This is a genomic window from Streptomyces sp. C10-9-1 (assembly GCF_024497955.1).
Classification (GTDB): domain Bacteria; phylum Actinomycetota; class Actinomycetes; order Streptomycetales; family Streptomycetaceae; genus Streptomyces; species Streptomyces sanyensis.
Window position 1 is genome coordinate 69,850 of record NZ_JANHKP010000015.1, and the last position, 23,619, is coordinate 93,468.

A 23,619-nucleotide genomic window follows, 5' to 3' on the forward strand; every position below is an offset into this window, starting at 1 on the left:
CGGGGCCGCGGCCGGGTTCACGGGTGCAGGGTCGCCTCGCCCTCCACGAGGATGCCGGTGCGCTGCCCCGGGCGCACGGAGACCGGTCCGGCGACCCGGATGCCGACGGGCTCCTCCAGCCCGTCGACGGTGACGGTGACCATGGCGTCGTGGCCGTAGAAGGCCACGTCCGTCACGGTGCCCTGGGGGCCGGCGGCGGTGTCGGCGAGCCGGAGCTGCTCGGGACGCAGCAGGACGGCGCCCTCCGTCCGGCCCGCGGGTGCCGCCGCGAGCGGGAGGCGGCCGAGCGGGGTGGTCGCGGTGCCGCCGTCGGCGGTGCCGGGGACCAGCACGGCGTCGCCCACGAAGCGGGCGGTCCAGGGGTCGACGGGCCGTCCGTAGACCTCCTGGGGGGTGCCGCACTGGGCCACCCGACCGTCCCGTACGACGGCGACGAGGTCGGCCGTGGAGAGGGCTTCCTGCTGGTCGTGGGTGACCAGCAGTGCGGTGGCCCCCGTGGCGCGCAGGGCGGCCCTCACGTCCGAACGGACGCCTGTCCGCAGCCCGCTGTCCAGGGCGTTGAACGGTTCGTCGAGCAGCACCAGTTCGGGTTGCGGCGCCAGTGCCCGGGCGAGTGCGATGCGCTGCTGCTGGCCGCCGGAGAGTTCGTGCGGCATCCGGTCGCCGTAGCCGCCGAGGCCGACGAGTTCGAGCATCTCCTCCGTCCGGGCCCGGCGGGCGGCACGGTCGCGGCCGCTCAGCCCGAACGCCACGTTGCGGGCGACGCTCAGGTGCGGGAAGAGGGCGCCCTCCTGGGGGACGATGCCGATCCGGCGGGCTTCGGGGGGAACGTGGACGCCGGGCCCGCAGAGGGTGCGCCCGCCGACGGTGACGGTGCCCGCGTCGGCGTGCAGGAATCCGGCGACGATGCGGAGCAGGGTGGTCTTGCCGCAGCCGGAGGGGCCGAGGAGGGCGGCCAGGGTGCCCGCCGGGACGGAGAGGTCGAGTCCGCGCAGGACGGGGGCGTCCGGGCCGTAGGACTTCGATACTCCGGCGATCTGTACGTCGGTCATGTGCGGTGCCGCCCGAGGAGGTAGGAGGGGATGGCCGCCAGCAGGATGAGTGCCGCGGCGTAGGGCGCGGCGGCGGCGAAGGATCCGGTGCCGGTCTCCGTCCAGAGCCGGCTGGCCAGGGTGTCCATTCCGGTGGGACGCAGCAGGAGGGTCGCGGGCAGTTCCTTCATGCACAGGACGAAGGTCAGGGCGGCTCCGGCGGCGACGCCGGGCGCGGCGAGCGGCAGCGTCACCTCGCGCAGCACCCCCAGCGGGGACCGGCCGAGCGAGCGGGCGACGTCCTCCAGCACCGGCGGCGACTGGAGCACCGCGGCGCGGGTGGCGGCCACGGCGACGGGCAGGAAGAGCACGGCGTACGCGCAGATCAGCAGCGGGAGCTCCTGGTAGACCGGCTCGGCGTAGCGGACCGCGAAGAAGACCAGCGACAGGGCGACGGTGATGCCCGGGAGGGCGTGCCCGGCATAGGCGGACTGCTCCAGCAGGTGTGCCGTCCGGCCGCGGTGGCGGGCCGCGATCACCCCGACGGGCAGCGCGAGGAGGGTGGTGAGTGCGGCACCCGCGGCGGCGGCGCCGAGCGTCGTGCCGGCGGTGTCCGCGAGGGTGGCGGGGTCCCAGGTCGCGGAGTTCCCGACGGCGAGCCAGTACCCGAGGGTGGCCAGCGGCATGACGACGGCGGCCGCCGCGACCAGCGTGCACCAGGTCAGGGCCGGCAGGCGCCACCGGCCGAGCGGCGCGGGGACGGCGGGGCGGGCCGTCCCGGTCCCGGTCCTGGCGTGGCCCGCGCGGCCGCGGGTCCGGGCCTCGGCGGCCACCAGCAGGACCGTCACCGCCACGAGGACGACGCTGAGGGCCGCGGCGGGGGTGCGGTCGAAGCTGGCCCGGTAGGAGGTGTAGATGCCGCGGGTGAAGGTGTCGTACCGCATCAGGGAGACGGCTCCGAAGTCGGAGAACACGTACAGCGCGACCAGCACCGCTCCGCCTGCCGCGGCGGGGCGCACCTGCGGCAGCGTGACCGCCAGGAAGGTGCGCAGCGGTCCGTGGCCGAGCGAGCGGGACACCTCCTCCTGCGCGGGGTCGGCCCCGCGCAGGGCGGCGGTGACGGGCAGGTAGACGTAGGGGAAGCTCACCAGCGTCAGCGCGACGGCGGCGCCGGCGAAGCCCGCGAGGGCGGGGAACGCGGACAGCCAGGTGAAGGCGGCGACGTAGCTGGGCACGGCCAGCGGCAGGGTCATCAGGACCGACCAGACCCGTGCGCCGGGCAGTCGGGAGCGCACGGTGAGCCAGGCCAGGGACACACCGAGCACCAGGGAGGCCGCCACCACGGTCGCGGCCAGCCCCACGCTGCGGCCGAGCAGTTCGACGGTGCGCCCGTCGGCGACCACCTGCCAGGCGAACGAGGGCCCGCGCTCCAGGGAGCGGACGGCGAGGTAGCCGAGCGGCAGCAGGGCGAACAGCGCGGCGAGGCCCGCGGGGACGAGCAGGGCGGCGGGTGGCCGGCGCCCGGCGCGGCGCCGCCCGGCGGGCGCGGCGGCGCCTGCCGGGCCGGCTGCCGGATCCGCCGGCGCGACGGGATCCGTGGCAGTCATGGGCGTCAGACCATCCCGGCTTCCTGGAGCATCTTCAGGGTCTCCTGGAGGGACTCCAGCTCGCCCAGGTCGATCTCGGGGGAGTCGAGCGAGGCCAGCGGCGGCAGGCCCTCGACGGTGCTGGTCACTCCGGCGGCCAGGGGGTACTCCTTGGTCTCCTCGGCGAAGTACTTCTGGGCCTTCTCCGAGAGCAGGAAGTCGACCGCCTTCCGCGCCACCGGCAGCTGGTCGCTGCCCTTGAGGGTGCCGACCCCGGCCACGTTGACGAGGGCGCCCGGGTCGCCTCCCGGCAGGAAGTGGATCCGGGACGCGACCTCGTCCTCGCCCTTCTCGGCGACCCGCTCGTACCAGTAGTAGTGGTTGACCAGGGCGATCGAGACCTCGCCCTTGTCCACGCCGTCCATGGCCTTGAGGTTGTTGTCGTAGGCCTTCGGCTCGTTGGCCTTGATCCCCTTCAGCCAGGCGCGGGCGGCGTCGTCGCCCTCCATGACCCGCAGGCCGGTGACGAAGGCCTGGAAGGAGGCGTTGGTCGGGGCGTAGCCGATCCTGCCCTTCCACTCGGGCTTGACCAGGTCGTGCACGCTGTCGGGCACCCGGGTGACCTGGCCGGGGTCGTAGGCGAGGACCCGCACACGGCCGGAGGTGCCGACCCAGTCGCCCGCGCTGCCGCGGAAGGCCGGGTCGACCTTGTCGAGCGAGGTCTGGGGCAGCTTCTGGAGCAGGCCCCGGGTGGAGAGCGCACCGAGGGCACCGGCGTCCTGGGAGAAGAACAGCCCGGCCTTGGTCCGGTCGCCCTCCTCCTGGATCTGGGCGGCGAGTTCGGCGCTCTCGCCGTAGCGGACGGCGATGGTGGTGCCGACGGCCTTCTCAAGTTCGTCGAGGAGCGGGTCCACCAGCTTCTCGTTGCGGCCGGAGTAGATCACGAGCCCGGCGTCGTCCTCGTCGACGCCGCAGCCGGCGACGGCGGGGAGCAGGAGCGCTGCCGCGAGGAGCGCGGTCAGACGTCGGACCAAGGGGCGTCGCATGGAAGGCCTTCCTGCACGTGCAGAGAGAAGTGAACGCCCTATAAGTAAGGTAAAGCTAACCTAAAGGTCAAGGTGATGTACGCAACTTCCCGCCTCCGCGGGAAATTCGGCGGAGCCGACCCTACACGGAGAATCCTTGGCGATCTTCACCGCCCGGGCCGTGACGCTTCCGTGACTGTCCCCTGAGGCAAGCCTTTCCTAAGATGCGCTCGTGACAGCCCCTTCCACCCTGCTCCCCGATTCCCGGAACGTTCCCTTCGCCGGCGATCTCGCGCGCCACGGCGACCGCACCGCGGTCATCACCGCCGACGGCAGCGTGACCTACCGCGAACTCGCCGCGCGGGTGGAGGCGGCGGCACAGCGTCTGGGGCCGTCGCGCCGCCTGGTCCTGGTGGCCGGTGCCAACACCCTCGACGCCCTCGTCTCGCATCTCGCGGCGCTCTCGGCGGGCCACCCGGTCCTGCTCGTGCCGGGCGACCACCCGGAGGCCGTGCGCGCGCTCGTCGAGGCGTACGACCCGGACGTCGTGGCGGGCCCCGGCGGTGACGGGCAGTGGGTGCTGGAGGAACGCCGCCCCGTCTCCGCGCACGAGCTGCACCCCGACCTCGCCCTGCTGCTGAGCACCTCCGGCTCGACGGGATCGCCGAAACTGGTGCGGCTGTCGCACGGGAATCTCCAGGCCAACGCCGAATCCATTGCCGGGTACCTGGGAATCCGCGACACCGACCGTGCCGCCACCACCCTCCCCCTGCACTACTGCTACGGCCTCTCCGTCGTCCACAGCCACCTGCTGCGCGGCGCGGCGGTGATCCTCACCGGTCTCTCCGTCGCCGACAGCTGCTTCTGGGATCTCTTCCGCGGCGCGCGCGGAACGACCTTCGCCGCCGTGCCCTACACCTTCGACCTGCTCGACCGCGTCGGCTTCGCCGCGATGGACCTGCCCCACCTGCGCTACGTCACCCAGGCGGGCGGGCGGCTCGCGCCCGACCGGGTCCGCCACTACGCGGCCCTCGGCCGCGCCGCCGGCTGGAAGCTGTTCGCGATGTACGGCCAGACCGAGGCGACGGCCCGCATGGCCTACCTTCCGCCCGACCTCGCGGAGTCCCACCCCGGGGCCGTCGGGGTGGCGATCCCCGGTGGCGCCTTCCGGCTCCGGCCGCTGCCCGACTGGCCCGGGGAGGACACCGGGGAACTCGTCTACACGGGGCCCAACGTCATGCTCGGCTACGCACGCACCCCCGAGGACCTGGCCCTGGGCCGGACGGTGGAGGAGCTGTCCACGGGCGACATCGCACGGCGCACCCCCGAGGGCCTGTACGAGATCGTCGGCCGGCGCAGCCGGTTCGCCAAGATCCTCGGCCTGCGCATCGACCCCGCGCGCGTCGAGGCCATGCTGGCACGGCACGGGGTCACCGCCCTGTGCACCGGCGACGACGCGGCCCTGACCGTGGCCGCCGTCGCCGCCGAGGGCGAGGCGCGGCGGATACGCACCCTGGTGCGGGACGAGTGCGGCCTTCCCGCCCGGGCCGTCCGGGTCCACGTCCTGGCGGACCTTCCCCGGCTGCCGACGGGCAAGCCCGACTACCAGGCCGTACGCGAGTTGGGCCGCCGGTCCGGCGCGGTGCCGGAGGACGTCCCCTCCCCCGGGCAGGGGCCGGGCAGCGGGCCCGAGGACCTGTGCCGCCTGTACGCGCGCATCCTCGACCGGACCGGCGTGACGCCGGACAGCACCTTCGTCGGCCTGGGCGGCGACTCCCTCTCCTACGTCGAGATGTCGCTCCAGCTGGAGGAGCGGCTCGGCCATCTGCCCACCGGCTGGCACACCACGCCGATCCGGGACCTCAGGCCGCAGGAAGGAGCGCGCCCTGCTCGCGCACGGGCGCTGGAGACCGGCGTCGCCCTGCGCGCCATGGCGATCTTCTGCATCGTCGGATCGCACATCCACGTCTTCGGCATCAAGGGCGGAGCGCACCTGCTCCTCGCCCTCGCGGGCTTCAACTTCGCCCGCTTCCACCTCACCGGCGCCGCGCGTGGCGAGCGCGTGCGGCGCGCCTGCCTGAGCGTGGCGCGGATCGCCCTGCCGACCATGGCCTGGATCGGTCTCGTCCTCCTCGTCAACGACGACTACACACTGGCCAACCTCGCCCTGCTCGACAGCGTCCTGGGGCCCGAGGACAGCAGTACGGGCATGCACTTCTGGTTCATCGAGGCGCTGGTCTACATCCTGGTCGCCGTCGTGGCCCTCCTCGCGCTGCCCCTCGCGGACCGGGCGGAGCGGCGCTTCCCGTACGGCCTGCCGCTGGCGCTGGCGGCTCTGGGCCTGCTCACCCGCTACGACCTGCTGGGGCTCCCGGACCGCGCCCTGATGCCCGACGCGGTCACCGTCTTCTGGCTGTTCGCGCTGGGCTGGGCGGCCGCGAAGGCCGGCACCGCGGCGCAGCGGCTCGTGGTCACGGCCGCCGCCCTGGTCACGGTGCCCGGTTTCTTCCCCGGCGATCCGGGGCGGGAGGCGATCATCATGGTCACGTTCACGCTGCTCGTGTGGGTGCCGACCCTGCCGGGACGTGAGCGGCTCAACCAGGTCGCCGGCCTCCTGGCGGGCAACTCGCTGTACATCTACCTGACCCACTGGCAGATCTTCCCGCTGATCGACGGATTCTCCCGGCACCTGGCCTTCCTCGCCTCGCTGGTCTTCGGCGTCGCCTACGGCACGGCCGCGACCCGGCTGATGAAGGCGCTGCCCCCGCTGCTGCCGTCGGGTCCGCTCCGCGGACGCGCCGCCCGGGCGGCGCGTCCGCGGGTCACGGCGACCGCGGTGGAGTGGTGCCGCCGCGCTTTCGCACCGAGCGGCCCCGCCCCGAGCCGCAGGCGCGGCTGACGGCAGCGCCGGCCGCCGCCGCACGGGCGGCGCCGCGCTCAGCGGGAGGCGTAGGGCAGCAGTGCCATCTCCCGGGCGTTCTTGATCGCGGCGGCGAGTTCGCGCTGCTGCCGGGCCGTCACCCGGGTGACGCGGCGGCTGCGGATCTTGCCGCGGTCGGAGAGGAAGCGCCGCAGCAGATCGGTGTCCTTGTAGTCGACGAGGACCACCCCGGCCGCGTCGAGCGGATTGGGGCGGGCCTTGAGGGGCTTGCGGGGGTCGTGGCGTCGGGCCATGGCGGGTTCCTTCCGGGTGGTGGTGGGGGGTCAGGCGACGTCGAGCAGGGTGCCGAAGGCCGCGGGCAGCCGGCTCCAGCTCTCGGGCCCCGCGGCGTACTCGGTGTCGGTGAGGAGGCAGGAGTCGAGGAGCCGCTCCAGCCCGTCCCGGTCGAGGCCCGGCGAGGTGAAGACGAGGTGCTGGCAGCGGTCCCCGTGGTCGGGGTGCCAGTCGAGCGCGGCCGCGGCGCGGCGCACGGGCGGGACCAGTTCCCAGGCGGCGTCGGGCAGGGAGGCGAGCCAGGGGCCGGCGCTCTCCACGCACAGGGCCCCGCCGGCCGCCTCCCAGGCGAGCAGCGTGTCGGGCCGCTCGGCCAGCCAGAACCTTCCCCGGCTGCGCGCGGCCGCGCAGCACAGGTCCTCCAGCGCGCGGTGGAGGCGCTCGGGGTGGAAGGGCCTGCGGCGGCGCCAGACCAGTGTCGAGACCCCGGCCTCGTCGGCCTCCTGGGGCAGCAGCGCGCAGGCGGGGTGCTGGGCCGCCGCGGCGGCCTCGACGTCGAACCCCGCGAAGGCGGCCCGGGCGAGTTCGACCGAGTCGGCCCGCACGCGCCGTGCGGTGGGGTGGAGTTGGGCGAGCAGGGCGCCGTCCTCCTCGTCGGCCTCCGCGCTGTCGACGACGGCGAGCACGGGCGCGTACTCCAGCTGCCGGGCCCAGGTGTCGCCGACCGTCCGCTGGTCGGTGGGGGCGGCGGCCAGACCCACCTCGGCCAGGTCGTCGCCGTTGCCGAGGTAGGGCAGGACGAGCGCGGGGTCCACCGCGGTGATCACGCCCGTCACCTCCAGGCGGCCGGCTCCGTGGGCGGCGACGACCTCGGCCATGGCCTTCGGCTCGACGGAGTCCCACAGCTCGACGACGGCGAGCGCGGTCGTGCCGTCCTCCGCCAGGCGTACGAGTTCCGGGACGAGGTCCTCGCGCAGGGCGCAGCAGGCGCAGTCGTCGACGAGGGGCGCCTCCGCCCGGGAGAGGGTGCCGGAGGCGTCGCGGAGGCTGCGCCGCACGGTGCCCTCGGGGGCGCCGCTCAGGTCGTGGTGCAGTGCGAGGCTGCGCGGCACGGTGCGCAGGAGGCGGTCGACCACCTCGCGCCGGGCGTCGGAGTGGAGCCCGGCGACGATCGCGACGGCGAGTGCGGGACCGCGGTTCACCGGCGGCCTCCGTAGCGGCGTTCGAAGCGCTCGACGCGCCCGGCGGTGTCGAGGACCCGGGCGGTTCCCGTGTAGAAGGGGTGGCTCGCGGAGGAGGTCTCGACGTCGACCAGCGGGTAGGTGTTGCCGTCCTCCCAGACGACGGTCCGGTCGCTGGTCATGGTGGAGCGGGTGAGGAAGGCGGTGCCGGAGGCGGTGTCGCGGAAGACGACGGGGCCGTAGGCGGGGTGGATTCCGGGCTTCACTGCGGGGTTCCTTGTCGTGTCGGTGGCGGGCGGTGGGCCGGTGCGCGTCAGCGCTCCTCCCGGAAGTCCACGTGGCGGCGTGCCAGGGGGTCGTACTTGCGCAGGACCAGGCGGTCGGGGTCGTTGCGGCGGTTCTTGCGGGTGACGTAGGTGAACCCGGTGCCCGCGGTGGAGCGGAGCCTGACGACCGGGCGGATCTCGTTGCGTGCCATGGGGCTACTATATGGCAACGGTTTTCATTTTCGACAACGAGGAAGGCACCCATGTCCGCCCACTGCCAGCTGACCGGCGCGCAGCCGGGATTCGGCAACCGCGTCTCCCACTCCCACCGGCGCACCTCCCGCCGCTTCGACCCGAACATCCAGCGCAAGCGGTACTGGCTGCCCGGCGAGGGCCGCCACGTCCGCCTCACCCTGAGCGCCAGGGCGGTGAGGACCGTCGACGCGATCGGCATCGAGGCAGCCGTGGCGCGGATCCGCGCCCGGGGAGGGAAGGTCTGATGGCCAAGCGGAGCAAGATCGCGAAGAACGAGCAGCGGAGGGCGACCGTCGCCCGCTACGCCGCCCGGCGCGCCGAACTCAAGGCGGTCATCCGGCGGCCGTCCTCCACCGCGGCCGAACGGGAGGCCGCCTATGCGGAGTTGCGCCGGCAACCGCGCGACGCCAGCGCCACCCGGGTCCGCAACCGCGACAGCGTGGACGGCCGCCCGCGCGGCTACCTGCGCACGTTCGGGCTGTCCCGGGTGCGCACCCGCAGCCAGGCCCATGCCGGTTTCCTGCCCGGGGTGACCAAGTCCTCCTGGTAGGCGCGGCCCCGGCCGAACGGCCCGCGGCGGGCGGGTGCGGGGGCCGGCGCGGCGCCTCCCGCACCCGCCCGTGCGCCCGCACCCGCCCGTGCGCCCGCACCCGCCCGTGCGTCGGCACCCCCGGTCGCGGTGCGGCCGCGGGCCGCCGAGAGGGCCGCCGCCACCGGGCCCTGTGGCGGCGGGCGGTGCCGCGGGGAGGTCCTGCGCCCGGTCGCGGCCCCGGCGGGCTCCGCCGGCCGCCGCCGGCGGCGTCGTCCACCGGGTGCCGCAGCGCCCTCGGCGACGGACGGGCGCGGTTGCGCCCGGAGGGCTGAGCCCCCGTTACCGGAGAGGCCGCCGCCCGGCGGCGGCCCACCGCGCGCCGGGCGCGCCTCCCGGGGGGCGTCCGGCGCCGTCAGCGGCGGACGGCGCGCACCACCGTGTCCAAGGCCACCGCGTCCCCGACGGGGCGCCTCGCGACCTCGGCCACGAGCAGGACCGCGCAGGGCTCCCACGCCGCCCGCACCTGCCCGACGTCCGTGAGCACCCCGGGGTCCTGCGGCCCGCCCGTGCCGTGTGCGAGGTTGGCGGCGTCGTGGCCGACCAGCAGCAGGGTGCCGCCCTGCCGGGCGGCCCGGCACGCGGTCCCGAGCACGCCTGCCATCTCGCGCGCGGGCAGGTGCAGATAGGACAGCAGCACCAGGTCGTACGCGGCCTCCTCGGCCGGGTACCGGGTGACGTCGGCCACCTCGGCACGCACGCTGCCCCGCCCCCCGGCCCCGACGTGCTGCGCAGGGCGGGCCGCGGCGTCGGCGATGCGGCGGACGGCGACGGGCGAGAAGTCGACCGCGTCCACGCGCCAGCCCCGGCGGGCCAGCCACAGGGCGTTGCGCCCCTCCCCCGCCGCGAGGTCCAGGGCCCGGCCCGGGGCCAGCCCGGCAGTCTCCCGGACGACCCACCGGTTGGGCTCCGCCGACCACACGCGCTCCGCGGTCCCGTACCGCTCGTCCCAGGCTTCGGCGTCCATCCTCGCTCCTCCCCGGCCCCGCCACCCGGAGCACCGGTCCGCACCGAGGGCGGTGGCCGCCCCCACGCCGCCACGCTACGCCGGTCGCGGCGGCCGCTCCCGGCGGGCCGCCGCTTCGCCCGCGCCGCGGTCCGGGTACCGGGCTTCGGCCGGACGGAGGACCCTGCGCGCCGCCGTCCCGCCCGCCCCGGCCGCGGCGGACGATGATCGTCCTCGACCCGGCCGCACCGCCGCGGGCGGCAGGGAGCCTGCCGCACCGCGCCGGGCGGCGTCCGGCCGCCGCCGAGGGTGCGGCACCGCTCCGCCGGAGGCCGCAACCGGTCACGAGGCAGGGAGAGAAGCACGGTGCCCGATCAGGTGGGCGGGGCGTGGCCGGTGGGCTGGAGCGCCGCGGTCTTCGTCCTCGCGGGGGTGGCGACCGTGCTGTGCGCTGTCCGCCTCACCGGCCTCGGCGAGACGCTCGCCGAACGGACCGGCTGGGGCGAGGCGCTGTTCGGGGCGGTCTTCTTCGGGCTGGCCACCTCGCTGTCCGGGATCGTGATGACCGCCGTCAGCGCGGCGGAAGGGCAACCGCAGCTGGCCTACGGCAACGCGGTCGGCGGCATCGCGGCGCAGACGCTCGCCGTCTCGGTGGCCGACGCCGCCTACCGGAGCGTCAACCTGGAGCACGCGGCGGCCTCGTCGCGCAACCTGCTCTTCGGCTGCCTGCTCCTCACCCTGCTGGGCCTCACGCTGATGGGCTCCCTGGGCCCCCGGGTGACCCTGCTGGGCATCCATCCCGTCTCCGCGGTCCTCGTCGCCTGCTACGCGGGGGGACTCGCCCTGATCCGCGGAACCCACCGGCCGCTGTGGCGGGCCGTGACCACCGAGGACACCGTCACCGAGGCCCCCGGCGGCCCTGCCCGCTTCTCCGGCAGGCGCACCCGGGGCCTGTGGACGGAGTTCGTCGCCGTCGCGCTCGTCGTGGTGGTGGGCGGATGGGCGGTGACGCAGGCCGCGGAGGGCCTGGTCTCCGCGACGGGCCTGCGCGCGGGGCTGGTCGGAGGCGTGTTCATGGGGATCGTCAACGCCCTGCCGGAGACCGTCACCGCGGTGTCCGCCGTCCGGCGCGGCGCCGTGACGCTGGCCGTCGCGGCGGTCCTGGGCGGCAACTGCCTGGACGTGCTGAACCTGGTGGTCGGGGACGTCGTCTACCGGGGCGGCTCCCTCTACCACGCCGTCGAGCCCGAGGAGTTGTTCCTGACCAGCGGCGCCCTGGTGATGTCCACCGTGCTCCTCGCGGGCCTGCTGGTCCGCCAGCGGCGCGGCTGGGGGCGGCTGGGCTTCGAGGGCGTCCTGCTGATCGGTGTGTACGCGGCCACGGTGGCGGCCCTGGCCGTATGAGGCACGCCGCCCCGCGACGGCACCCGCACGCCCCGGACGTCGCGGCCCGCTGTGGGCCACCCCGGTGAGAGGGGCGGCCACGTGCGCGCCGAGCGGCCGGGACGGCGCCGCGGCTGCTTGGCTGGGCCCCGGCACGCGCCCCCGCCACCGGGGCCCGTGCCGGGCGCGGGCCGCGCGCGACCGGGACGCGGCCCCGGTGCCGCAGGGGCGCGGCCGCCCCGGCGGCGGTGCGCGCCGGCGGACGGCGGCGCACCACCGCATCCGACGGACCCGTCGCAGCGGAATCCCTCGCGGTCGCACGGGCGGAACGCGGAAGGCGGGCATGGCCACACGGAGCACGGACATCGCGGTCGTCGGCGCGGGCGCCGCCGGTCTCTCGCTGGCCTGGCGGCTGCTGGACCCGCCGCCGGGCGTCCGCGCGCCGGACGTGGTCCTGGTGGACGCCCCGCCCGGCCCGCTGCGGCCCCCCGAGCGGACGTGGTGCTTCTGGGAGCCCGAGCACGGGGAGTACGACCGGCTCCTCACCGCCGGCTGGCGCCGGCTGCGGGTCCGCGACGGCGAGGGGGGCGGAGCGGCCCACGACCTGGGGTCCCTGCGCTACAAGATGCTGCGCTCGGGGGACTTCGCCGACGGCCTGCGCCCGCGCCTGGCCGGTCTGGCCAGGATCGAGGCCGTCGTGGAGGGGGTCCGGGACCGCCCGGACGGTGCCGAGGTGCTCTGCCGCACCGCGGACGGCTCGACGCTCACGCTCCGCGCCCGCTGGGTCTACGACTCCCGCCCGCCGGCCGTGGCCCCCGCCGCCCGGGTCTCGCTGCTGCAGCACTTCCGGGGCTGGTTCGTCCGCACGGAGCGCCCGGTCTTCGACACCGGGACGGTGGAGCTGATGGACTTCCGCACACCGCAGCCCGGCCACGGGCTCTCCTTCGGCTACGTGCTGCCCACCGGCCGCCGCGAAGCGCTCGTGGAGTACACCGAGTTCGGCCGTGCGCCGCTGAGCGGCCCGGGCTACGACCGGGCCCTTCGGCACTACACCGAGCGCGTGCTGCGCCTCGGCGCCTTCCGGGTCACCGCCACCGAGCAGGGGGCCATCCCGATGACCGACGGGCGCCATCCGCGCCGGCACGGCCGGCACGTCTTCCCGATCGGCGCCGCCGGGGGCGCGGTGCGGCCCTCCTCCGGTTACGCCTTCGCCGCGATCCAGCGCCAGACGCGGGCCGTGGCCCGCGCCCTGCACCGGGGCGGCCGCCCCGAGCCCCCGCCCGCGTACCCGGCCCGGTCACTGGCCATGGACGCCCTGCTCCTGCACGGCCTGGACAGCGGGCGCATCGCCGGACCGGAGTTCTTCACCCGCCTCTTCGACACGGTCCCCGCCGACCGCCTGCTCCGGTTCCTCGACGGGCAGGCGGGCTGGGCCGAGGAGATCGCCGTCGGGCTCCGGACGCCCGTCCGCGCCATGCTCCGCACCGCCGCCGGGCTGCCCCGCCTCAGCCGCCGCACCCCACCGAGGGAGACCGCTCCATGAGCCGCCGCGCCGCCGCACGCACCGCCCCGCCCGCCGCACGCCGCGGGCGCGACCGCAAGGGGGCCGTCCTGCCGGCGCACCCGGGGCTGCCCCGCCCGACCGGGCGGCCTCCCCGGTGCGCCGTCGTCGGCGGAGGGATCGCGGGCATCGCGGCCGCCACCGCCCTCGCCGAACGGGGGGTGCGCGTCACCCTCTACGAGCAGGGGCCGTCGCTGGGGGGCCGGCTGGCCGGGTGGCCCGTCGAGCTGGCGGACGGCTCGGCGGCCACCATGAGCCGGGGCTTCCACGCCTTCTTCCGCCAGTACTACAACCTCAGGGGCCTGCTGCGGAGGATCGACCCGGGCCTCGACCGGCTCCGCCCGCTCCCCGACTACCCGCTGCGGCACGCCTCGGGGATGTACGACAGCTTCGCCCGGGTGCCCCGGACGCCCCCGCTCAGCGCCGTGGGCTTCGCCGCGCTCAGCCCCAGCTTCGGTCTGCGGGACCTCGCCTCGATGAACCCGCGCGCGGCGCTGCCCCTGCTCGACGTGCGCGCGGCGGAGGTCCCCGGGCGGTACGAGGGCGTCAGCGCCCGGGAGCTGCTCGACCGCATCCGCTTCCCCGAGGCGGCCCGCCACCTCGCCTTCGAGGTCTTCTCCCGCAGCTTCTTCGCCGACCCGGGGGACCTCGCCGCGGCCGAACTGGCGCTGATGTTCCACATCTACTTCCTGGGCTCCTCCGAGGGGCTGCTGTTCGACGTGCCGGACGAGCCGTTCCCGCAGGCCCTGTGGGATCCGCTCGCGCGCTATCTGCGCGGCCACGGTGCGGAGATCCGCACCGGCGCGCGGGTGCTCGGGATCGCCTCCGCCCCCGGCGGCGCCCGGGTGGTGCGCACCGACTCGGGGGACGAGGCCGCCGACGCGGTCGTCCTCGCCGTCGACACCGCGGGTCTGAGGAGCCTGGCGGCGGCCTCCCCCTCGCTGGGCGACGAGGAGTGGCGTGCGCGGGTCTCCCGGCTCCGGACCGCCCCGCCGTTCCTGGTCACCCGGCTGTGGCTGGACCGGCCGGTCGACGCGGCCCGCCCCGGGTTCCTCGGCACCAGCGGCTTCGGGGGCCTCGACAACATCAGCGTCCTGGACCGGTGGGAGGGCGAAGCGGCCCGCTGGGCCGCGAAGACCAACGGTGCGGTGGTGGAGCTGCACGCCTACGCGGCCGACCCGTCCGCCGCACCGGACCGGCTGGCCCGCTCCCTCGTCGAGCAGCTGCACCGCGTCTACCCGGAGACCTCCCGGGCGCGCGTCGTCGACCGGCGCGACGAATGGCGGCAGGACTGCCCTCTGTTCACGGCCGACGGCCACCGCGACCGGCCGACCGTGTCGACGCCGGACCCGCGGGTGACCGTGGCGGGCGACCTCGTGCGCACGGACCTGCCCGTGGCGCTGATGGAGCGGGCCGCCACGACGGGCTTCCTGGCGGCCAACGCGCACCTGCGGCGCTGGGGGCTGCGCGGCCAGACCCTGTGGACCGTCCCCCCGCACGGCCGCTCCGCGGTGCTGCGGCTGCTGGCGCGGCGCTTCGGCACCTGCTGACGCACGGGCCCGGAGCGCCGGGCGGGGGGCCGGGTGGCCGGGGCCCTCAGCCCGGGAAGCGGCCCGAGGCCCGCAGCTCCCGGCGCCGCTCGGCGTAGCGGAGGTCGTCGCGCCACAGCCGGGCGGCGGTGGCGCGCATCGCGGGGCGCAGCAGAGGGGCCAGCGCCCGCGCCACGGCGAACCCGCGGCGGTCGGAGACGGCGAGCACGGCCTCCACGACCGCGGTGCGCGGCCGGGGGGCGCCCGCGGCCGTCAGAGGCGTGGCATGGGTCTCGACGACCGACCCCGCTCCCTCGCCGTCGGTGATCCGCATGACGACCGTCCGCGGTTCCGGAGCGCTGAACTCGGCCCGCACGGGGACGACCAGACGGCCCGAGACCTTGAAGGACACCTCCACCGCCAGGACGTCCTCGTGCTGCGCCGGGCCGCGGTCCGGCGTGCCGAGCACCCGGAGGTCGACGAAGGAGTAGGGGTGCAGCCATGCGCCGTGCCAGGGGTCGAGGCGGTTGGCGACCACGTCCTGCGGCTCGCAGCTGCCCGCCCCGGTGTAGACGGCGTCGACCGCGGAACCCGGTCCGGGGCGCGGGGGGACGACGGGCAGGTCCGTCGGCTGCTCTCCCCCGGCACGGTCCAGCCGCACCCACAGCAGCACGCCGTCGTCGTGGACGCTCCAGGGGGACCATCCGGCGGTGGGGCCGCCGTCCAGGGCCAGTCCGTGCCAGTGGCAGACGAGCGTCCCGCACCGGACGGCCGCGTCCTTCAGGGGCGCCCCCAGGTGGGGGCATGCCCCGGGACCCGCGTGGGGCACTCCGTCGGCGTCGCGCCACAGCACGATCTCCGTCCCCGCGACCGTCCGCCCGAGCGGCCGGCCGGTGCCGAGGTCGCGGGCGGCGCCCACGACGAACCAGTTGCCCGAGGGGCGGGCCAGGGCCCGTTGCAGGGCCTCGGCGATCAGCGCCGGCCTGGCCTCGCGCCAGGTGGGGCGCTGCCGCTCCCAGGCGACCGCGTTCCGGCGCAGCCGGAGCGGGAGGGCGGGCCCGCGCCGCGGCGGGCGGCCGGGGCTCATGAGCGGCCCCCCGCGGTTCCGTCGCCGGCCCCGAGGTCGCCCGCCGCGCCGGTGCCGTCGGCGAGCGGGGCGGTTGCGGCCCGGTGGCCGGTGGCCCCGGGCCCCGGGGCGGGGGCGCGCGGCAGGGTGCGGGCCGCCAGTGCCCGCGCCAGTCCCCCCAGGGCCACGGCGGCCCTGCGCCGCCCGCCGACGACCGCCCTGCGGTGCACGCAGGCGTATCCGTCCTGCTCGATGGCGCCGAGGATGTCGCGGTAGAGCACGAAGGCGGTGCGCACGCAGGGCGCCGAGACGGGGTCCAGCATGCCGATGCCCGGCTCCGCCTCCCGGTAGACGCCCCGGGTCAGGGCCGCGGCCGCGCGCAGCGCCGCGGTGATCCGGGCGTCGCGGCCGCCGCTCGCCCTGCTCCAGGCGAGCAGGTCCCGGTCCACGCCGTGCGCGGCGAGGAGGTCGGCGGGCAGGTAGACGCGGCCCCGGTCGAGGTCCTCGCCGACGTCCCTGAGGAAGTTGGTGAGCTGGAAGGCCACCCCGAGGTCCGCGGCGTACGGCTCCGCCTCCGCCCGGGGGACGGCGGTGCCCAGCACGGGCACCATCTGGAGCCCGATGACGGCCGCGGAGCCGTGCATGTAGGCGCGCAGGTCCGCGTAGGTGGGGTACCGGCCGACCGTCAGGTCCTCGCGCATGGAGGCGAGGAAGTCGGCGAAGTGGCGCGGGTCGATCCCGTAGCGGGCCCGGGTGTCGGCGGCCGCCCGCACCACGGGCTCGCCCGCGGCACCACCGCGGACCGCCCGCAGCCACTGCGCCTCGAGCCGGTCCAGTGCGGTGCGGCGCTCCTCCGTCGTCGCCTGGGTGCCCAGGTCGTCGACGATGTCGTCGGCGTGCCGGGCGAAGCCGTACAGGGCGTGCACCGCGGGGCGCCGGTCGACGGGGAGCAGCCGGGTGGCCAGGAAGTAGGTCTTGCCGTGGCGGGCGTTGAGGCGGCGGCAGGCGGTGTAGGCCGCGCGCAGGGAGGGGTCGGTGACGCCCGCCGCGTCGAGTTCTCGCGCCGTCATGCCGGTGTTCCCTTCGCCCGGGTGCCCTCGGGGGCCGGCCGGGCGCTCCGCCGGGGCCGGCCGGGCTCGGCGGCGCGCCGGGCCCGGGGGTCCGAGCGGCGCGGTGCCCCGCCGCCGGTGATGCGCGCCGCGGCGAGCTTGCCCGAGAGCAGCACGGTGGGGACGCCGACCCCGGGGGTGGTGCCGCAGCCGGCCAGTACCGCGTTCTCGACGCCGCGGACGAGGTTGCGGGGCCGGAAGGGCCCGGTCTGGGCGAGGCCGTGGGAGGCGGAGAAGGGCGTGCCCGCCGCGTGCCCGAGGGCCGTCCAGTGGGCCGGGGTCACCAGGGCCTCCTCCTCAATCGCCCCGCCGAGCCCCGCCAGCCCGCGGCGTTCGAGTTCCCGCACCAGGCGGTCGCGGTAGCGGGGGCCGAGTTCGCCCCAGTGCGCGGCGGAGGGGCCGGTGTCCGTGTTCGGGCACGGGGCCAGGATGTAGTGGAGGTGCCGTCCGACGGGAGCCAGTGCGGGATCGGTGGAGGTGGGCCGTGTGACGAGCAGCGAGGGGTCGCTCATCAGGCGCCCTTCCTCGACCAGTTCGCGGAAGGTGCCCTCCCACGCGCCGCCGAACGACAGCGTGTGGTGCGCCAGCATCTCCCAGGTGCGGTCGGTTCCCACGTGCAGGACGACCGCGCTCGGGGAGTGCCGCAGCGGCAGGAGCCGGCGGGGCGTGCGTCCCAGCAGCCCGTAGGCGACGGGGAGGTCGGGGGTGAGGACGACGGCGTCGCAGGCGATCCGCTCGTGCTCGGTGACGACGGCCGTGACGCGTCCGCCCGCGCGTTCCAGGCGCAGCACCCGCTCTCCGTACCGGAGTGCCGCGCCGGCCCCCGCGGCCGCGTCCGCCATGGCGGTGGGCACGGCGTGCATGCCGCCACGCGGGAAGTACACCCCGGCGACGGTGTCCATGTAGGCGATCACCGCGTAGGCGGCCAGGGCCCTGGAGGGTGCCACTCCGGCGTAGAGCGCCTGGAAGGAGAAGACGCGCCGCAGCCGCTCGTCGGAGAGGAACCGGCCCACGGCGCCGTCCAGGCGGCCGAAGCCCCCGAGCGCGGCCAGCCGGACGAGGTCGGGATGGAGCAGACCGGCCGGGGAGTCGAAGTTGGCGTCCACGAAGCGCCGGATCTGCACCGCGTACAGCTCCTCCAGCCAGTGGCGCAGCCGCCGGTAGCCGGCCGCCTCCCGGGGGCCGGCGAACGCGGCGACCTCCGCTTCCATCGCCTCGCCGTCGGTGTGGACGTCGAGGCGGCTGCCGTCGGCGAAGAGCGCCCGGTAGGCGGGGTGCAGGGGGACGAGGTCGAGGTGCGCGTGCAGTGAGTCGCCCACGGCCCGGAACGCCTCGTCGAGGATGTCCGGCATGGTGAGCACCGTCGGCCCGGTGTCCACCCGGTAGCCGCCGAGCGCCAGGCGGCCGGCCCGGCCGCCCGGTCCCGGGTCCCGCTCGACCACCGTGACACGGCGACCGGAGCCCAGCAGGTGGAGGGCAGCGGCCAGCCCGGAGAGCCCCGCGCCCACGACGACGACGTGGTCCGTCGGTCCCGCAACGGTCTTCACCGGGCCTCCCCGGTCAGTACGGGGCCGGGCCGGACGGCCCCGCCGGGGGGCGGCGGGGCGGGGGGAGGCGCCGGGGCGCACGCGCTCCGGAACAGCAGCGTGATGCGGGCCTCGGCCTGCGGTGGCAGCCCGGCCTGCGCGAGTGCGGCCACGCCCTGCTCGCACAGCTCGCCCACGCGCCGGGCCACCAGCTCGCGGGCGCCGCAGTCGACCAGCAGGTCGAGCAGCCGCGCCAGCTCCTGCGGGGCGGCGTCCGGTGAGCCGGCGACCTCGTCGAGGAGGCGCAGCCCGGCCCGGTCGCCGCTCCGTTCGCACCGCTGCCTGGCCACGGCGAGCAGATAGGTCGGCTTGCCGTCCCGCAGATCGCCGCCGACCGGCTTGCCGAGGGCACCGGGGTCGCCGAAGGCGCCCTGCAGGTCGTCGTGCAGCTGGAAGGCGAGTCCCGCGGACCGGCCCGCCTCGTGCAGGGCGCGGACCAGCGCTTCGGGGGCGTCCGCCAGGGTGGCGCCCAGGGCCAGGGGGCGGCCCACCGAGTACAGCGCCGTCTTCAGCACCGCGGTGCGCTGCGCGCGGTCGGGGGACCGGACGCCGGTGACCTGCCCCAGCAGGTCGAGGTACTGGCCGGCGACCATCTCCGTGCGCATCGTGCGCCACTCCGCGGACGCGCGGGGCGCCGCCGGGAGCCCGAGCACGGACTCGCCGAACACGTCGTCCGCCCACACCAGGGCCAGGTCGCCGGCGAGGACGGCGGCCGCGCTGCCGAAGCCTCCGCAGGCCAGGCGCCGGGGCCCGCCGTACTGCCCGTCGAGCGCGGCGTGCACGGCCGGGCGGCCCCTGCGCAGGGGCGCGCCGTCCATCACGTCGTCGTGGATGAGCGCGCAGGTCTGGATCAGTTCGAGGGCGGCGGCGGCGCCGAGGGCGGCCGGGGCCCCGGCGGGCCCGCCGTCCGCGCCGCGGAACCCCCACCACAGCAGCTGCGGGCGCATGAGGCGGCCACCGCCGAGGGCGAAGTCCGCCACGCGGCCGGCGAGATCGGCGGCGAAGACGGGGTCGGCGGCCGCCGCCTGCTCCCGGCGCGGGCCGAGGAGGCTCCTCAGGCGTGCCGCCACCGCCCCGGGTACGTCCCGGTCGACGTCCAGCGGATCGAGTTCGTGCATCGAGGGCCCCTTGCCGACGCGGTGACTGCTCTTGGCTCCACGACCTTGTTCCGTACCGCCGGGGACGGCGGATGCACCGCGCCTTGGGCCGTCCAGAGCAACAGCCGCCCCCGAAGCGTTCCCCGGCGGTCGCCGCGGCGGGCGGCCCGGCGCGTCGACCGGCGGCGCGCGTCCCGCGGCGGCGAGAATGCGGTGCGCCGGGCGGGCCGCCCGGGCACGCCGACGGGTGGGACGCGGAGGGAGGGCCCATGGCCCTGTTGCGGGACGCCGACCTCGCCGAGGCCTTCGACCACGCCTCGCGCACCTACGACCGGATGACGTCCAGCAGCCCGGGCTACCACCGCGACCTGCGCCGCTCGGCCGCCCGGCTGGGGCTGCCGGGCGGCGGCGCGGGCCGGTGCGTGCTCGATCTCGGCTGCGGTACCGGCGCGTCGACCGAGGCGCTGCTGCGGGCCGCCCCGCTGGCCTCGATCACGGGGATCGACGCCTCGGCGGGGATGCTGGAGCGGGCCCGGCGCAAGGTGTGGCCCGCGAACGTGTGCTTCGTGCACACCTCGGTCGAGGCCGCGGAGTCCGCCGGTGTGACAGGGCCCTACGACGCCGTGTTCGCCGCGTACCTCTTCCGCAACGTCGCCGATCCCGATGCGGTGCTGGCGCAGGTCCGGGGCCTGCTCCGCCCGGGTGGGCGCCTCGTGGTGCACGAGTACGCGCTCAGCGGCCGGCGGGTCCACCGCGCGACGTGGTCGGCGGTGATGGCGGGGATCGTCCTGCCCTGGGGGCGGCTGCACGGCGACGGGCGGCTGTACCGGCATCTGTGGCGCAGCGTCGTCGACTTCGACACGGCGGCCGCCTTCGCCGGGCGCCTGCGCCGGGCCGGGTTCGACGGGGTGCGCACCCGGCCCCAGCCGGGCTGGCAGCGGGGCATCACCCACACCTTCCTGGCGACCAGGCCCTGACGTCGCCCCGCGGGGCGGGAGCCGGCGCTGCCGCGGGCCGGGCAGGGCGCCGCCCCCCGCGGGACGCCGGTGATGTCGGTGCCGGGTTTCGGCCCGTCGTGCGCCGACGATGGCCGGGGCACCGCCCGCGGCACCGGCCGGGTACCGCGGGCGGCCGCCGGCCGATCCGCCCGCCACCTCCCCGGAGAACCATGACCTCCGCACCCCCCAGCCGTCCGGGCGCCCTGCTGCGGCAGCCCCGGCTCTGGCTCGTCCCGACCGTCCTGAGCGCCCTGGTCGTCCTGGTGCTGTCCCTGCTGTACATGGGCGGCATCCTGTCCCCGACCGACAACCTCGACCGGCTGCCGATCGCGCTCGTCGACGAGGACCGGGGCGAGCCCCTGCCCGGGCAGGACGAGACGCTGGGCGAGCAGATCACGTCCGCCGTCGTCTCCTCGCGTCCGGGCGGCGACGTGGACTGGCGGGAGCTGGACCGGGCCGAGGCGGAGGACCAGCTGGCCTCCGGCAAGGTCTTCGGCGCCCTGGTCGTCCCGCGCGGCTTCACCGCGTCCGTGGCCGCGCTGACGACGCGCCAGGCCAGGGAGCGTCCGACGCTGACGGTGCTCAGCAATCCCGGGGTCGGGAGCCTGGGCTCCTCGCTGGCCGTCCGGATCAACCAGGAGGCGGCCCACCGGGCCTCCCTCTCGATCGGCGAACGGCTGGTCTCCTCGACCGGCGCCGACCCCACGGCCCGGGTGCTGCTGGCGGACCCGGTGAGCGTCACCACGCGCCCCGGGCACCCCCTCGGCGAGCGCAGCGGCCTGGGGCTGACGGCGTTCTACTTCACCCTGCTGCTGGTGCTGTCCGGGTTCCTCGGCGGGAACCTCGTCAACAGCGGCGTGGACACCGCCCTGGGGTACGCGGACAGCGAGGTCGGGCCCTGGCACACCCGGCACCCCACCGTGCCGATCACCCGGACCGCGACCCTGCTGCTGAAGATGGTGATGACGGCGGGCGTCTCCCTGCTCACCACCACGCTGGTGATGGCGGCGACCATCGGCATCCTGGGCATGGACGCCTCCCATCTGCCGCTGCTGTGGCTGTTCTCCTACTGCGCCGTGGTCGCCGTGGGGCTGGGCGTGCAGGCGATCAACGCGGCGTTCGGCGGGATCGGCCAGCTGGTCTCCATGTTCGTCTTCATCGCGCTGGCCCTTCCGTCGTCCGGTGCGACCGTCCCGCTGGAGGCCACTCCGGGGTTCTTCCGCTTCCTCGGGGTCTTCGAGCCGATGCGCCAGCTGAGCGACGGGGTGCGCGCGATCCTCTACTTCGACGCACGCGGGGACGCGGGGCTGCACCGCGCCTGGGCGATGGTCGCCCTGGGGCTGGGCCTCGCCCTGGTCTTCGGCTTCGGCATGACGCGCTACTACGACCGCCGGGGCCTGGCCCGGCTCACACCGCAGCCCGCCCCGAAGTGACACGGCACCCGACGGGTCCCGGGGGTCCGGTGCTTCCCCGGGCCGCGGGCGGGAGCGCGGGCACGGGGCGCCGGGCCGTGCGCGCCGGCCGGCCCGGAGCGCCGAGGAGGGACGTCACCGAACCGTAAGGACTCCGGCCCGCCACCCGCGACTAGGCTCGGGGGCGTGCCGACGACACAGGAGAACACCATGCGCGCCCGCACCCTGATCCCCGCAGCCGTGACCGCCCTCGTGCTCGCTCTGGCCGGGTGCGGCTCGGACGGCGGCTCCGCCGCCGGGGCCTCCGCGGGGCCGGAGCAGCAGGCGTCCTCCCCTTCGGCTCCCGCCCCGCAGGCCGGGGAGACCGGCGGCGGGACGGCCGAGGTGCCCGAGGCGCTGGAGTTCAGCGCCACCACCGTGGACGGCGGGTCCTTCGACGCGAGGACCCTGGCCGGCAAGCCGGTCGTGCTGTGGTTCTGGGCCCCGTGGTGCCCCAAGTGCAAGGCCCAGGCCGAGGAGACGGCGAGGGTCGCCGAGGCCCACCGGGGCGAGGTCGGTGTCGTCGGCGTCGCCGGGCTGGACGGCACCGAGGCGATGAAGCGCTTCGTCGCCGAGACCGGCACGGGGGAGTTCACCCACCTCTCCGACGAGAACGGCGAGGTCTGGAAGCGGTTCGAGGTCACCGAGCAGAGCCGCTACGTCATCCTCGACGCCTCCGGCGAGACGGTCTACGACGGTGTCCTGCCCGGTGGGGACGGACTGGCCGAGAAGGTCGCCGGGCTCGCCGGCTGACCCGCGGTGTCCGATCTCCCCCTGGCCCTCGCCGTGGGCGCCGGGATGCTGGCCGCGGTGAACCCCTGCGGCTTCGCGCTCCTCCCGGCCTACCTGTCCCTGCTCGTGCTCGGCGACGACACGCCGAGCCGCCGGGTCGCGGTCGGCAGGGCCCTCGCCGCCACGGCCGGGATCACGGTGGGGTTCACCGCGGTCTTCGGTGTCTTCGGCCTGGCCGTCCAGCCGGTCGCCGGGCAGGTGCAGCGGCATCTGCCCTGGTTCACCGTCGTCTTCGGCCTGCTGCTGGCCGCCGCCGGGGCGTGGCTGCTCGCCGGACGCTCGCTGCCCTCCCCCGCTCCCCGGCTGCGCCGGGCCCCGCAGGTCACCCGCTCGCTGCCCTCGATGGCACTGTTCGGGACGGCGTACGCGACGGCCTCGCTCGGGTGCACCATCGCGCCGTTCCTGGCGATCGTGGTCTCGTCCTTCCGCGCGGGGTCCCCCGGCGAGGGGGTCGCCCTGTTCGCCGCGTACGCGGCCGGCATGGGCCTGGTCGTCGGGGCGGCCTCGCTGGCCGTGGCGCTCACCCGCACCGCCGCGGTCCCGCGGCTGCGGCGCGCCGGTGCCCTCGCCCCTCGGCTCGGCGGTGCCCTGCTGCTCCTGGCCGGGGCGTACGTCGCGTACTACGGCTGGTACGAGCTCCGCCTCCAGCGCGACGCGGCCACCACCGACCCGGTCATCGACGCGGCGGGGACCGTGCAGCGGTTCCTCGCCGACGCGGTGGACGCGGCGGGACCCGCCTCGGCCGCGGCCGCCTTCGGGGTGCTGCTGGCCGCGGCGCTCCTGCTGCGCGCGCGGCGGCGCCGCGCGGCGGCGCGGAGCGGCACGAAGACCGCGGACGGCGGGACCGCGCGGCGGCCGGACGGCGGGGGGCGGGCCGGGGCCGACGGACCGGGCTGAGCGCCCGGGGCCGCGCGACCGTACCGGAGCGGGCGGGGCGCACGGCCCGCGCCCGGGTGATGTGCTCCGCGCCTCCGCCTCCCGGGGGCGCGGGGCCCGGCTCGCCCCCGGGAGGCG

Annotated in this window: 22 protein-coding genes; 10 read left to right on the top strand and 12 right to left on the bottom strand. The window is 76.5% G+C overall.

What is annotated here, in order from left to right:
* Positions 1–17 precede the first annotated feature (17 nt).
* Genes NPS70_RS21600 through NPS70_RS21610 form a run of 3 tightly spaced genes read right to left on the bottom strand, consistent with a single transcriptional unit; the run spans position 18 to position 3,663 of the window.
* Positions 18–1,052: an ABC transporter ATP-binding protein gene (locus NPS70_RS21600; RefSeq protein ID WP_256526018.1), complete on the bottom strand. Its 1,035-nt coding sequence runs from the start codon at positions 1,050–1,052 to the stop codon at positions 18–20.
* Complete coding sequence (locus NPS70_RS21605; RefSeq protein WP_256526019.1) at positions 1,049–2,638, bottom strand: iron ABC transporter permease; 1,590 nt, start codon at positions 2,636–2,638, stop codon at positions 1,049–1,051. The genes NPS70_RS21600 and NPS70_RS21605 overlap by 4 nt, the downstream gene beginning before the upstream one ends.
* Positions 2,639–2,643: 5 nt before the next feature.
* Positions 2,644–3,663 carry an iron ABC transporter substrate-binding protein gene (locus NPS70_RS21610; RefSeq protein ID WP_256526020.1) on the bottom strand — a complete coding sequence of 340 codons (1,020 nt, stop codon included), beginning with the start codon at positions 3,661–3,663 and terminating at the stop codon, positions 2,644–2,646.
* Positions 3,664–3,874: 211 nt separating this feature from the next.
* On the opposite strand from NPS70_RS21610, the gene NPS70_RS21615 reads away from it, so the two are divergent.
* Positions 3,875–6,541, top strand: a complete 2,667-nt coding sequence (locus NPS70_RS21615) for an AMP-binding protein (protein ID WP_256526021.1) — start codon at positions 3,875–3,877, stop codon at positions 6,539–6,541.
* A gap of 38 nt (positions 6,542–6,579) precedes the next feature.
* On the opposite strand, the gene rpsR is transcribed toward NPS70_RS21615, so the two are convergent.
* Genes rpsR through rpmG form a run of 4 tightly spaced genes read right to left on the bottom strand, consistent with a single transcriptional unit; the run spans position 6,580 to position 8,455 of the window.
* The gene (gene rpsR, locus NPS70_RS21620; RefSeq protein ID WP_256526022.1) at positions 6,580–6,816 is read right to left on the bottom strand and encodes a 30S ribosomal protein S18; all 237 of its coding nucleotides are present in this window, start codon (positions 6,814–6,816) and stop codon (positions 6,580–6,582) included.
* A gap of 30 nt (positions 6,817–6,846) precedes the next feature.
* Complete coding sequence (locus NPS70_RS21625) at positions 6,847–7,998, bottom strand: GTP-binding protein (RefSeq protein ID WP_256526023.1); 1,152 nt, start codon at positions 7,996–7,998, stop codon at positions 6,847–6,849.
* On the bottom strand, positions 7,995–8,243 hold the full coding sequence (locus NPS70_RS21630) for a type B 50S ribosomal protein L31 (protein WP_256526024.1): 249 nt from the start codon (positions 8,241–8,243) through the stop codon (positions 7,995–7,997). The genes NPS70_RS21625 and NPS70_RS21630 overlap by 4 nt, the downstream gene beginning before the upstream one ends.
* 47 nt (positions 8,244–8,290) lie before the next feature.
* Positions 8,291–8,455 (bottom strand): 50S ribosomal protein L33, encoded by a 165-nt coding sequence (rpmG, locus tag NPS70_RS21635; protein ID WP_256526025.1) that lies wholly within the window; start codon positions 8,453–8,455, stop codon positions 8,291–8,293.
* Between the two features lie 51 nt (positions 8,456–8,506).
* On the opposite strand from rpmG, the gene rpmB reads away from it, so the two are divergent.
* Together rpmB and rpsN are read left to right on the top strand one after the other, a co-directional pair.
* The gene (gene rpmB, locus NPS70_RS21640; protein ID WP_256526026.1) at positions 8,507–8,743 is read left to right on the top strand and encodes a 50S ribosomal protein L28; all 237 of its coding nucleotides are present in this window, start codon (positions 8,507–8,509) and stop codon (positions 8,741–8,743) included.
* On the top strand, positions 8,743–9,048 hold the full coding sequence (gene rpsN / locus NPS70_RS21645) for a 30S ribosomal protein S14 (protein ID WP_256526027.1): 306 nt from the start codon (positions 8,743–8,745) through the stop codon (positions 9,046–9,048). The genes rpmB and rpsN overlap by 1 nt, the downstream gene beginning before the upstream one ends.
* Before the next feature lie 394 nt (positions 9,049–9,442).
* Here the strand turns inward: rpsN and NPS70_RS21650 are convergent, their stop codons facing one another.
* The gene (locus NPS70_RS21650) at positions 9,443–10,054 is read right to left on the bottom strand and encodes a bifunctional 2-polyprenyl-6-hydroxyphenol methylase/3-demethylubiquinol 3-O-methyltransferase UbiG (protein WP_256526028.1); all 612 of its coding nucleotides are present in this window, start codon (positions 10,052–10,054) and stop codon (positions 9,443–9,445) included.
* A 345-nt stretch (positions 10,055–10,399) separates the two neighbouring features.
* On the opposite strand from NPS70_RS21650, the gene NPS70_RS21655 reads away from it, so the two are divergent.
* The 3 genes from NPS70_RS21655 to NPS70_RS21665 all read left to right on the top strand — a co-directional run bounded on the left by NPS70_RS21655 (position 10,400) and on the right by NPS70_RS21665 (position 14,527).
* Complete coding sequence (locus tag NPS70_RS21655) at positions 10,400–11,437, top strand: cation transporter (protein ID WP_256526029.1); 1,038 nt, start codon at positions 10,400–10,402, stop codon at positions 11,435–11,437.
* Positions 11,438–11,759: 322 nt separating this feature from the next.
* Positions 11,760–12,959 (top strand): lycopene cyclase family protein, encoded by a 1,200-nt coding sequence (locus NPS70_RS21660; protein ID WP_256526030.1) that lies wholly within the window; start codon positions 11,760–11,762, stop codon positions 12,957–12,959.
* Positions 12,956–14,527 (top strand): FAD-dependent oxidoreductase, encoded by a 1,572-nt coding sequence (locus NPS70_RS21665; protein WP_256526031.1) that lies wholly within the window; start codon positions 12,956–12,958, stop codon positions 14,525–14,527. The genes NPS70_RS21660 and NPS70_RS21665 overlap by 4 nt, the downstream gene beginning before the upstream one ends.
* 46 nt (positions 14,528–14,573) lie before the next feature.
* Here the strand turns inward: NPS70_RS21665 and NPS70_RS21670 are convergent, their stop codons facing one another.
* From NPS70_RS21670 to NPS70_RS21685, 4 genes are read right to left on the bottom strand one after another with little or no spacing between them, the layout of a single operon-like run.
* Positions 14,574–15,593: a DUF5914 domain-containing protein gene (locus NPS70_RS21670; protein ID WP_256526032.1), complete on the bottom strand. Its 1,020-nt coding sequence runs from the start codon at positions 15,591–15,593 to the stop codon at positions 14,574–14,576.
* Positions 15,590–16,642, bottom strand: coding sequence for a phytoene/squalene synthase family protein (locus NPS70_RS21675; RefSeq protein ID WP_256526033.1), 1,053 nt, complete (start codon positions 16,640–16,642; stop codon positions 15,590–15,592). Before NPS70_RS21675 ends, NPS70_RS21670 begins: the two co-directional genes overlap by 4 nt.
* Entirely contained in the window at positions 16,639–18,228 is a 1,590-nt protein-coding gene (gene crtI, locus NPS70_RS21680) for a phytoene desaturase family protein (protein WP_256526034.1), read from the bottom strand. Before crtI ends, NPS70_RS21675 begins: the two co-directional genes overlap by 4 nt.
* Positions 18,225–19,385, bottom strand: coding sequence for a polyprenyl synthetase family protein (locus NPS70_RS21685; RefSeq protein ID WP_256526035.1), 1,161 nt, complete (start codon positions 19,383–19,385; stop codon positions 18,225–18,227). The genes crtI and NPS70_RS21685 overlap by 4 nt, the downstream gene beginning before the upstream one ends.
* Before the next feature lie 248 nt (positions 19,386–19,633).
* Here NPS70_RS21685 and NPS70_RS21690 point away from each other — a divergent pair, with 248 nt between their 5' ends.
* The 4 genes from NPS70_RS21690 to NPS70_RS21705 all read left to right on the top strand — a co-directional run bounded on the left by NPS70_RS21690 (position 19,634) and on the right by NPS70_RS21705 (position 23,502).
* Positions 19,634–20,341, top strand: coding sequence for a class I SAM-dependent methyltransferase (locus tag NPS70_RS21690; protein WP_256526036.1), 708 nt, complete (start codon positions 19,634–19,636; stop codon positions 20,339–20,341).
* Between the two features lie 191 nt (positions 20,342–20,532).
* Entirely contained in the window at positions 20,533–21,795 is a 1,263-nt protein-coding gene (locus tag NPS70_RS21695) for a YhgE/Pip domain-containing protein (protein ID WP_256526037.1), read from the top strand.
* A 165-nt stretch (positions 21,796–21,960) separates the two neighbouring features.
* The gene (locus tag NPS70_RS21700; RefSeq protein ID WP_256526038.1) at positions 21,961–22,566 is read left to right on the top strand and encodes a redoxin domain-containing protein; all 606 of its coding nucleotides are present in this window, start codon (positions 21,961–21,963) and stop codon (positions 22,564–22,566) included.
* Between the two features lie 6 nt (positions 22,567–22,572).
* Positions 22,573–23,502 (top strand): cytochrome c biogenesis protein CcdA, encoded by a 930-nt coding sequence (locus tag NPS70_RS21705; RefSeq protein WP_256526039.1) that lies wholly within the window; start codon positions 22,573–22,575, stop codon positions 23,500–23,502.
* The last annotated feature ends 117 nt before the right edge of the window (positions 23,503–23,619 follow it).